9 protein-coding genes and 1 tRNA gene are annotated in these 9,757 nt (G+C 69.2%); 4 read left to right on the top strand and 6 right to left on the bottom strand.

What is annotated here, in order from left to right; all coding sequences use genetic code 11:
* Positions 1 to 198: 198 nt before the first annotated feature.
* From WA967_RS09050 to WA967_RS09035, 4 genes are read right to left on the bottom strand one after another with little or no spacing between them, the layout of a single operon-like run.
* Positions 199 to 594 carry a TadE family type IV pilus minor pilin gene (locus WA967_RS09050; protein WP_424421463.1) on the bottom strand — a complete coding sequence of 132 codons (396 nt, stop codon included), beginning with the start codon at positions 592 to 594 and terminating at the stop codon, positions 199 to 201.
* Entirely contained in the window at positions 594 to 803 is a 210-nt protein-coding gene (locus WA967_RS09045; protein ID WP_424421460.1) for a DUF4244 domain-containing protein, read from the bottom strand. Before WA967_RS09045 ends, WA967_RS09050 begins: the two co-directional genes overlap by 1 nt.
* Positions 804 to 854: 51 nt before the next feature.
* The gene (locus tag WA967_RS09040; RefSeq protein ID WP_424421458.1) at positions 855 to 1,760 is read right to left on the bottom strand and encodes a type II secretion system F family protein; all 906 of its coding nucleotides are present in this window, start codon (positions 1,758 to 1,760) and stop codon (positions 855 to 857) included.
* Positions 1,754 to 2,755 carry a TadA family conjugal transfer-associated ATPase gene (locus tag WA967_RS09035; protein ID WP_424421457.1) on the bottom strand — a complete coding sequence of 334 codons (1,002 nt, stop codon included), beginning with the start codon at positions 2,753 to 2,755 and terminating at the stop codon, positions 1,754 to 1,756. The genes WA967_RS09040 and WA967_RS09035 overlap by 7 nt, the downstream gene beginning before the upstream one ends.
* Positions 2,756 to 3,128: 373 nt before the next feature.
* Between WA967_RS09035 and acs the strand changes: the two genes are divergently transcribed.
* Positions 3,129 to 5,099, top strand: coding sequence for an acetate--CoA ligase (acs, locus tag WA967_RS09030; protein ID WP_424421454.1), 1,971 nt, complete (start codon positions 3,129 to 3,131; stop codon positions 5,097 to 5,099).
* Between the two features lie 135 nt (positions 5,100 to 5,234).
* Here the strand turns inward: acs and WA967_RS09025 are convergent, their stop codons facing one another.
* Together WA967_RS09025 and WA967_RS09020 are read right to left on the bottom strand one after the other, a co-directional pair.
* On the bottom strand, positions 5,235 to 5,693 hold the full coding sequence (locus WA967_RS09025) for a RidA family protein (protein ID WP_424421451.1): 459 nt from the start codon (positions 5,691 to 5,693) through the stop codon (positions 5,235 to 5,237).
* Positions 5,694 to 5,912: a hypothetical protein gene (locus tag WA967_RS09020; RefSeq protein WP_424421448.1), complete on the bottom strand. Its 219-nt coding sequence runs from the start codon at positions 5,910 to 5,912 to the stop codon at positions 5,694 to 5,696.
* Positions 5,913 to 6,014: 102 nt separating this feature from the next.
* On the opposite strand from WA967_RS09020, the gene WA967_RS09015 reads away from it, so the two are divergent.
* The 3 genes from WA967_RS09015 to WA967_RS09005 all read left to right on the top strand — a co-directional run bounded on the left by WA967_RS09015 (position 6,015) and on the right by WA967_RS09005 (position 9,655).
* A complete protein-coding gene (locus WA967_RS09015) occupies positions 6,015 to 8,591 on the top strand; it encodes a transglycosylase domain-containing protein (RefSeq protein WP_424421445.1) in 2,577 nt (858 codons plus the stop codon).
* Positions 8,588 to 9,526, top strand: a complete 939-nt coding sequence (locus WA967_RS09010; RefSeq protein WP_424421443.1) for a metallophosphoesterase — start codon at positions 8,588 to 8,590, stop codon at positions 9,524 to 9,526. The genes WA967_RS09015 and WA967_RS09010 overlap by 4 nt, the downstream gene beginning before the upstream one ends.
* 55 nt (positions 9,527 to 9,581) lie before the next feature.
* Positions 9,582 to 9,655, top strand: a tRNA-Pro gene (locus tag WA967_RS09005).
* Positions 9,656 to 9,757: the final 102 nt, after the last annotated feature.

Genomic DNA, 9,757 nt, shown 5'->3' with positions numbered 1-9,757 from the left:
GCCACGCGCTGCGCGGTCACCGCCGCGCCCCCGACCGCGGCCAGCCCGACCGAGAGCGTGGCCGCGACGGTGAGCACGCCGGCTGCCAGAGCCGTTCCCGCCATGATCGCTCCTTCCTTTCTTCTCCGGTTCCTACAGTCCGCTCTTCTCCAGTTTCTTCAGTCCGCTCTCCGGTGCCTTCAGTCCGCTCGTCGGTTCCTACAGTCCGCCATCCAGCGCGCAGCTGCGCGCACTCAACGGGATGCTGATGAGCCGGCTCACGCTCACGCGCGCGGACGCCGTGACGCAGACCAGATCACCCGAATTCGCCGAGCTCATGCGGGCGCCGTCGACGACAGCGATCACGCCTGCCGCCCGCGCGGTGCTCTCGCCGCGCCCCAGCAGACGCGCGGCATCGGCTGCGGCATCCTGCAGCGACACCTGGACTGCCGCGGCGTTCAGGGCGCCGACGCCCAGCAGCAGTGCCAGCAGCACGGCAGGCAGTGCGATCGCGAGTTCGGCGGCGGCGGATCCCCGCTCACCACCGAGCCCGCGAAGCGCGAGCCGTCTGCGTCGCGAGCGCGGCGCGGACGCTCCACGACCGGCGGTGTCCATCACGACACCGTCAGCGCCCGCCGCACGAGGTCGGTGAGGATGCCGCGCACCTCATCGGACCGCATGATCACCACGAGCATGCCCGCGAAGGCCACCGCGGCCATCGTGGTGATGGCGTACTCGGCCGTGGCCGCGCCGGACTCGTCGGCGAACAGCCGGGCGGCGCGCGCCCTGGTCAGCTCCGGCAGGTCGTTCCTCTTGTTCTTCATCTCTCTCCTTCTTCCTCTCCTCTCCGGACGGCCCTCGCCCGGAGCACGTCCTCAGATCGGCAGCGGCGTGGAGCCCAGCACGCTGAGCATGAGCGGGGCGACTCCCAGCAGCAGGAACGCCGGGAGCGTGCAGGCGCCGAGCGGCAGCAGCAGCGATGACGACAGCCTGGCCGCGCGGATGCGCCCCTGCACCCGGGCCCGATGCCGCTGCTGGGCGGCGGACGCCCGCAGCAGCGCCCCGGCCGGAACGCCCGCGGAGCGCGAGAGTTCCAGCACGACGTCCGTCGCCGCCCGGTCGTCGACCAGGTGAGCGGTGCTGTGCTCGACCAGCCGCAGCGCCCGTGGGATGCCCGCGCCGCCGGCGAGCGCGACGGCCACCAGCTCGGCGTGCATGCCGGGTGTGCCCGGTCGGACGGACGCCCGCCGCACCAGCCGCGAGGTCCACAGCCTGGCCAGCGCAACCAGCACGAGTCCGGCCACCACGCAGGCGATCCCGAGCGGGTTCGCGACGAGTACGCCGATGGTGTCGAAGCCCAGCGCGAACCCCAGCAGGAGGCCTGCGAACGGCAGCCACAGCAGCAGCCGTGCCGTGCCTGCGGGCTCGGCCAGAGCGATGCTCACATCGTCAGCCGCGGATGCCGCATCCTGCAGCGACTCCGCCAGCGACCGCAGCACCTCGGCCAGCGGCGCGCCCACGACCGAGGCGATCTCCCAGGCCGCGGCGACGTCCGACCAGGTCCCGCCCTCGGCGTCGATGGCTCCCGCGAGCTCGGCACCGGCATCGCATCGATCGGCCACCCGGGACGCGACCGCATCACCGGTATCGGCCAGATGCCGCCAGGCCGTGAGCGGGCGCGCACCGGCCTGCAGCAGCACGGCAAGCGTGCGGACGGCGGCAGCCGCCTCGGCCGCCGCGGCCCCCGTATCCGGCTTCCGAGACCGCGCGAATCTCACCACGGCTCCGTCTCCTCGATCCCCAGCCGCTCCCCGGCCAGCATGAATCTGCCGGCACGGGCGATGCGACGCCGCCCGTCGGAGGTGCGCTCCAGATGCAGCACGATCGTGAACGCGCTGACCACCTGCCGTGCCAGGGCGACGGCATCCATCCCCGCCAGCGCGCCCAGCGCCTCCAGCCGGGCGGGCACGTCGTCCAGGCCGCTGGCGTGCAGCGTCCCCGCCCCGCCGTCGTGGCCGGTGTTGAGCGCAGTGAGCAGCTCGCGCACCTCTTCGCCGCGGCACTCGCCGACCACCAGCCGGTCGGGTCGCATGCGCAGCGACTCGCGCACCAGCATGGCCAGCGTGATCCTGCCGGCGCCCTCCAGATTCGGCTGGCGGGCCTCGAGCGAGACGTGATGCGGATGCCGGGGGCGCAGTTCCGCGACATCCTCGATCGTGACGATCCGCTCTCCCGGCCCCGCCTCGCTCAGCAGCGCGGCGAGCAGTGTGGTCTTCCCCGTGCCGGTGCCGCCCGTGATGAGGATGTTCGCGCGTTCGGCCACCAGCCGCCGCAGCCACTCCCGCTGACCCGCGGCGAAGGTGCCCGTGGCCGCGAGGGCGTCGAGATCGGCGCCGAGCACGCGCGGCACGCGGATCGACAGCGCCGTGCCGGATGTCGAGATCGGCGCCAGCACGGCGTGCACGCGGATGCCGTCGTTCAGCCGCACGTCCACGCATGGCGATTGATCATCCAGGTGTCTCCCCCCTGCCCCGACCAGCGCCACGGCCAGGTCGCGCACCTCCCGCTCGGACGCACGCCATTCCGGCATCCGCTCCGCACCCCGACCTCGATCGACGAACAGTCCGCCGGCGCCGTTGACGAAGATGTCGGTCACGCGCGGATCGCGCACATGCTCGGCGAGAGCGCCGAAGGCGGGGTCGACGGGAGCACCGGCGGAGTCGCCGGCAGAGGCCGCGACAGCGGCGCGAGGACGGAGCACGAACGGATCAGGCATGCCACGACGCTAGAGCGGCCCACGGACCCGCGAACCCCGGAAACCCACGTCCTGTGCACAATCCGAAAGAACCCGGGATTGTGCAGAACAGAGCTCCGACCGCGGCGGACCGGCCCGTGGAGACCGAAGGGCGGCACCTCACGGGGGGAATGAGATGCCGCCCACGCGCGACCCGCGTTCGGGGGTATCGGGCGCGCTGAAGCCGGAATAAGATTCGGCTGAGGTCAGTGTATGCAGGTGGGCTGGGCAGACGCAAACGACGTCCACTACCGACTTTCGACAGTAGGCCTCACTCGAGAACGCCGACTAGATTCGGCGTGTCCGGGACGTGCCACGTCACGACCCATCAGCCCGCGCAAAGGAGCGAAGTGCCATGAGCAGCCAGATCGACCACCTCCTCGAAGAGTCGCGGAAGTTCCCGCCGTCGGAGGAGTTCGCAGCCCACACCATCGACGACCCGGCCATGTACGCGAAGGCGGATGCCGACCGCGACGCGTTCTGGGGCGAGCAGGCCCGTGATCTGCTGACCTGGAGCAAGCCGTTCACCCAGGTGCTCGACTGGACCAACCCGCCGTTCGCGAAGTGGTTCGACGACGGCGAGCTCAACGTCGCCTACAACTGCCTGGACCGCCACGTGGAAGCAGGTCTCGGCGACCGCGTCGCCATCCACTGGGAGGGCGAGCCCGGAGACTCCCGCAGCATCACCTACGCCGAGCTGACCGACGAGGTCAAGCGCACCGCCAACGTGCTGGCGGACCTGGGCATCGGGCACGGCGACCGTGTAGCGATCTACCTGCCGATGATCCCCGAGGCCGTCGTCTCGATGCTGGCCGTCGCACGCCTGGGCGCCATCCACTCCGTCGTGTTCGGCGGCTTCAGCGCCGACAGCCTGCGCTCGCGCATCGACGACGCCGGGGCCAAGCTCGTCATCACCGCTGACGGCGGATGGCGCAAGGGCAGGGCCTCCGCGCTCAAGCCCGCCGTCGACCAGGCGCTCAGCGACCGCCATGGCGAGGGCGAGCAGCAGACCGTCGAGCATGTGCTGGTCGTGCAGCGCTGTGGCAACGACGTGGACTGGGATGCCGACCGCGACATCTGGTGGCACGACGTGGTGCCGCAGGCATCCGCCGAGCACGAGGCGCAGTCCTTCCCCGCCGAGAACCCGCTGTTCATCCTGTACACCTCCGGCACCACCGGCAAGCCCAAGGGCATCCTGCACACCACCGGCGGCTACCTGGTGCAGGCCGCGTACACGCAGAAGTACGTGTTCGACCTGCATCCCGAATCCGACGTGTTCTGGTGCACGGCCGACATCGGCTGGGTCACCGGCCACTCCTACGTCACCTACGGACCGCTCGCCAACGGATGCACGCAGCTGATGTACGAGGGCACCCCCGACTCCCCGCACCCCGGCCGCTGGTGGGAGCTGATCCAGAAGTACGGCGTGACCATCCTGTACACGGCACCGACCGCGATCCGCTCGTTCATGAAGACCGGCCGTCAGATCCCGCAGCAGTTCGATCTGTCCAGCCTGCGACTGCTCGGCTCGGTGGGCGAGCCCATCAACCCCGAGGCGTGGATGTGGTACCGCGAGGTCATCGGCGGCGACAAGGCCCCGATCGTGGACACCTGGTGGCAGACCGAGACCGGCGCCATCATGGTCAGCCCGCTCCCCGGAATCACCGCCACGAAGCCCGGCTCCGCGCAGGTGCCACTGCCCGGCATCTCGGTCAGCGTCGCCGACGACGACGGCAACACCGTCGACAACGGCAAGGGCGGTCTGCTGGTGATCACCGAGCCGTGGCCGTCGATGCTGCGCGGCGTCTGGGGCGACCCGGAGCGCTTCAAGGCCACGTACTGGGAGAAGTTCGAGGACAAGGGCTACTACTTCGCCGGCGACGGCGCGCGCCTGGACGAGGACGGCGACCTGTGGCTGCTGGGCCGCGTCGACGACGTGATGAACGTGTCGGGTCACCGACTGTCCACCACCGAGATCGAATCGTCGCTGGTGGCGCATGAGGCCACGGCCGAGGCCGCGGTCGTCGGCGCCAACGACGAGACCACCGGTCAGGCGGTCGTGGCGTTCGTGATCATCAAGCAGAGCTACCTCGAGGGCAACTCCCCCGAGGGCCTGGCGCAGCTGCTGCGCGCCTGGGTCGGCGAGCAGATCGGCCCGATCGCCCGCCCGCGCGACGTGTACATCGTGAACGAGCTGCCCAAGACCCGCTCTGGCAAGATCATGCGCCGCCTGCTGCGCGACGTCGCCGAGGGCCGCGAGGTCGGCGACACCACGACGCTGGCCGACACGATGGTCATGAGCACCATCACCGACCAGGTCAAGTAGCGACGACGCTTCGGTCCCCACGCCCGGAGGCCCGGCTCAGCGACCCATTGATCTGGGTCCCTGAGCTTGTCGAAGGGTCGGATGCAGAAGCGGCCATTCCATTCGGAGTGGCCGCTTCTGCACATGCGAAGAGAGTCAGGCGAGGATGAACGTGACCTCGACCTCGACGGGGGTGTCCAGCGGCAGCGACACCATGCCCACGGCCGCGCGGGCGTGCCTGCCCGCATCGCCGAAGATCTCGCCGAGCACCTCACTGGCGCCGTTGATCACGCCGGACTGGCCGGTGAAGGACGGAGCGGATGCCACGAAGCCGCCCACCCGGAGCACGCCGGCCAGTTTGTCGACGCCGCCCGCGGCATCCGCCGCCGCCGCAAGTGCGTTCAGCGCGCAGGTGCGGGCGTAGCCCTTGGCCGCGTCGGCGTCGACCTCGGCGCCGACCTTGCCCGTGGCGGGGAGCTCGCCGCCTTCGAACGGCAGCTGGCCGGACGTGTACACCAGACCACCGTGCACGACGGCGGGGACGTAGGCCGCGACGGGTGCTGCCACGGCGGGCAGCTCGATGCCGAGCTCCTGAAGGCGGGTTGCGATGCTCACTTATTCTCCTTCGAACTGACGAGCGGCCTCTGCCGCGGCGGCGAGCCCGGCATTGGCTGAGCTCTCTTGACTGACGGGACGCTTGAGGTAGGCGACGAGGCCTCCTTCAGGCCCCTGGATGACCTGCACGAGCTCCCAGCCCTGCTTGCCCCAGTTGTTGAGGATCGCAGCGGTGTTGTGGATCACCAGCGGCGTCGTCAGATACTCCCACGTTGTCATGGCACTCCTGCATGTCATCGACGTGCGGCGAGCGCCCCACGTCGAGGCTTCTGTTCAGGGAACTCCCCTACGATCAAGCGTATGCCCCATAAGACTCGAACGATGAAGGGTGTGCTCGGCGGACTGCTGGGCATGGTCGGCCTCGCGGCCATCGCCGGCGTGCTGGCGACGGCAGCTGTCACCCCCGCCATCGCCATCGCCGGTGTGAGCGGCTCCAAGGCCCTCTCGATCTTCGAGAACCTTCCCAACAGCCTCGTCCCGGGCGCCGTGATGGAGCCCACCACGTTCTACGGCACCGGCGCCGACGGCCAGCCGTTCCAGCTGGCGAAGTTCTACGACCAGAACCGCGTGCCGGTGAGCTTCGATCAGGTCTCGCCGATCATGTACGACGCGATCCTCTCCAGTGAGGACAAGAGCTTCTACGAGCACGGCGGCGTGAACCTGGGTGCGACGGTGAAGGCCGTCATCGACAACCTCCGCGGCACCTCCTCGCGCGGTGCGTCCACCATCAGCCAGCAGTTCGTGAAGAACGTGCTGATCCAGCAGTGCGAGAAGGACGCCTCCCCGTCCGAGGACGGCTACGCCGCGAAGCTGCAGAAGTGCTGGAACGACGCCACGAACGCCGTCGGCGCCGACGGCGTGCAGCGCAAGCTGCAGGAGATGCGCTACGCCATCCAGATCGAGAAGGACTACTCCAAGAACGACATCCTGCTGGGCTACCTGAACATCGCCAACTTCGGCGGGCAGACCTACGGCATCGAGGCCGCCGCCAACTACTACTTCGGCACCACGGCTGCCAACCTCACGCTGAACCAGGCCGCCACCCTCGCCGGCATCGTGCAGAACCCGAACCGGTTCCGCATCGACAGGCCGGGCGGTTCCTGGGCGAAGGACGGCAAGCCGACCAACGGGGATGCCGACGGCTACGCCGACACCAAGTTCCGTCGAGACTACGTGCTGAACCGCATGCGCATCGACGGCAAGATCACCAAAGAGCAGTACGACGCCGCCGTGAAGGAGCCGATCGCGCCGAGCATCCACCCGACCACCCAGGGATGCGCGGCCGCAGGCGATCAGGCGTACTTCTGCCAGTACGTCAAGTCGATCATCGAGAGCGACAAGGCGTTCGGCAAGAAGAAGTCCGACCGCCAGGAGAAGCTGACCCGGGGCGGCATGCAGGTGTACACCTCGCTGGACATGCGCATCCAGGGCCCGGGCGTCGAGGCCATGCGCAAGCGCGCGCCGCAGTACGTCGAGGGAGTCCTCTTCGGCGCCTCGGGCGTCTCGGTCGAGGCGACCACGGGACGTGTGCTGTCCATCGTGCAGAACACGCAGTTCAACGAGACCGCCTCGGCGGACAAGGCTCTGGGTCAGACCAGCCTGGTGTACGCCGTCGATCGCGCGCACGGCGGAGGATCCGGCTTCCAGCCGGGTTCATCGTACAAGCTGTTCACGCTGCTCGACTGGCTGCAGAAGGGGCACTCCCTCAACGAGCGCCTCGACGGCACGCTCCACGTGTACAAGAAGTTCACGCAGTGCGGGCGCCCGCTCAGCAACTCGACCGAGATCGCGAACTTCGCCAACAATCGCGGCTACTACGGCACCCCCATGCGGTTCACGAAGGAGTCGCTGAACACGGGCTTCCTCTCGATGGCCACCAAGCTCGATCTCTGCGACATCAACGACATCGCTGCGAAGATGGGCGTGCACTACGGCTACCCCATCAAACCCGTCACGGAATCTCCCGATGGCAGACAGGATCCCAACGGCGTGTACGCCTCCACGCTGGGGTCGAAGAACATCGCTCCGCTGCAGATGGCCGGCGCCTATGCAACCGTCGCCAACAACGGCGTGTTCTGCACGCCGAAGGCGATCGACAAGATCATCGGCCCTGAGGGCGAGGAGCTGCCCCTGCCCGAGTCGTCGTGCTCGCAGGTGATCGCTCCGGAGGTCGCGGCCACAGCGGCGTACGCGCTGCAGGGCGTGCTGACCAGCGGCGGCTCGGGCGTCCAGGCGAACCCCCACGACGGCACGCCCCTGATCGGCAAGACCGGTACTCACCAGTCGTTCGCCACGGCGATGGCAGAGGCCAGCACCAAGGTCGCCACTTTCGTCTGGGTCGGAGACACGAACGGCAACGAGAAGTTCAGCCTCGCCAGGACGCGCCGCAACGGCATCGCACTGAACACGACACGCTTCTACGTGGCCGAGGCCATGCAGCACGCAGCGAACCAGGTCTACGGCGGCGACGCGTTCCCGCGGCCGGACAGCAACCTGACGCGCCAGGTGATGGTGGATCTGCCGAGCGTCGTGGGCATGTCCATCGAGCAGGCCACCCAGGTGCTCGATGACGCCGGTTTCTCGGTGCAGGTCGGCGACCCTGTCGACAGCACGGTGGGCCCGGGCCTCGTGGCCGCGCAGACGCCGGGCGCGGGCAGCGTGCCGAGCGGCTCCACCATCACGCTCAGCCCCAGCACGGGCAACCCGCCCGCGGTATCCGTGCCGGCCGTCACCGGTGCGAAGCTCAGCGACGCCAAGAAGACGCTCAAGGATGCCGGGTTCGGCGTGGATGATCAGGGATGCCACGGGAATGCGTCCGTCATCTCCCAGAACCCCGCAGCCAACGCACCTGCTCCCCCGGGGACCACGGTCACGCTGACGTGTGGCCCGGAGAATTGAGCCGTACAGGCTCCGCTCACCCGGCCCTCATCGCGCTCGGCGCGGTGGGGGCCGCCGGTGTCGCGGCGGCAGTGTGGGGCGTGGGCATCGAGCGCTACCTGTTCACCGTCCGTGAGGCGGTGGCGCCCGCTCTCGCCCCCGGAAGCAGCCCGATCCGGGTGCTGCACATCTCGGACGCGCACATGGCGCCATGGCAGCACCGCAAGCAGGACTGGCTGGCCTCGCTCGCGAAGCTCGAGCCCGACCTGATCATCAACACCGGCGACAACCTCGGCCACAGGGACGGGCTCACCGGCATCCGCCGCGCCTTCGCTCCGCTGGCAGGAATCCCGGGTGTCTTCGTGCACGGCTCCAACGATGTGCAGGGGCCCGCTCCGCGCAACCCGTTGAAGTACTTCGCGGGCCCGTCAAAGGTCAAGCGGGAGCCGGTCGCCCTGGACACCGAGGCGATGGACGCGTATTTCACCGACGAGCTGGGCTGGCACGGCCTGAACAACGCCGCCGCACGGCTTCAGGTCGCGGGTTCCAGCATCGACTTCGTCGGCGTCGACGACGCGCACCGGGGCTGGGATGCGCTGGACGCGCTCCCCGGCGCGCTCCAGTCGCCCGGTGAGCGTCCTGCAGGTTCGTCGTTGATCGGAGTCACCCACGCGCCGTACCAGCGCGTGCTGAACGACTTCGTCGCGCTGGGGGCGGATGCCGTGTTCGGCGGCCACACGCACGGAGGCCAGGTGTGCCTGCCCGGCTACGGCGCGCTGGTGGCGAACTGCGACATCCCGCTGAAGCAGGCCAAGGGCCTGAGCACCTGGACGCACGACGGGCGCACCGTGCCGCTGAACGTCAGCGCGGGTTGCGGGCACTCGATCTACGCCCCGGTGCGCTTCGCCTGCCGCCCGGAGGCCACCCTGCTGACCCTCACGGCACGCGCGGCCTGATCGGCCGATTCGTCGTGGCGGCCCTCTTCCATGTAGACTCGAACGGTTGCAACAACGGGGTGTGGCGCAGCTTGGTAGCGCGCTTCGTTCGGGACGAAGAGGTCGTGGGTTCGAATCCCGCTACCCCGACGCTTTGGTTGAGAAGCAGTAGAGGCCCCCGGCCTGCAGAAATGCGGACCGGGGGCCTCCTCGTTTGTCTGGAGGTCAGTGCTGGCGCAAACGTAGCCCGGC

It is taken from the genome of Microbacterium sp. (assembly GCF_049650565.1).
Lineage (GTDB): Bacteria > Actinomycetota > Actinomycetes > Actinomycetales > Microbacteriaceae > Microbacterium.
The sequence above is the reverse complement of the archived record's forward strand: the minus strand, read 5'-3'. Positions and strand labels throughout refer to the sequence as shown.

Coding starts and splice junctions, on each gene's coding strand:
- WA967_RS09050 (WP_424421463.1), bottom strand. CDS start 594: ATGGACACCGCCGGTCGTGGAGCGTCCGCGCCGCGCTCGCGACGCAGA.
- WA967_RS09045 (WP_424421460.1), bottom strand. CDS start 803: ATGAAGAACAAGAGGAACGACCTGCCGGAGCTGACCAGGGCGCGCGCC.
- WA967_RS09035 (WP_424421457.1), bottom strand. CDS start 2,755: ATGCCTGATCCGTTCGTGCTCCGTCCTCGCGCCGCTGTCGCGGCCTCT.
- acs (WP_424421454.1), top strand. CDS start 3,129: ATGAGCAGCCAGATCGACCACCTCCTCGAAGAGTCGCGGAAGTTCCCG.
- WA967_RS09020 (WP_424421448.1), bottom strand. CDS start 5,912: ATGACAACGTGGGAGTATCTGACGACGCCGCTGGTGATCCACAACACC.
- WA967_RS09015 (WP_424421445.1), top strand. CDS start 6,015: ATGAAGGGTGTGCTCGGCGGACTGCTGGGCATGGTCGGCCTCGCGGCC.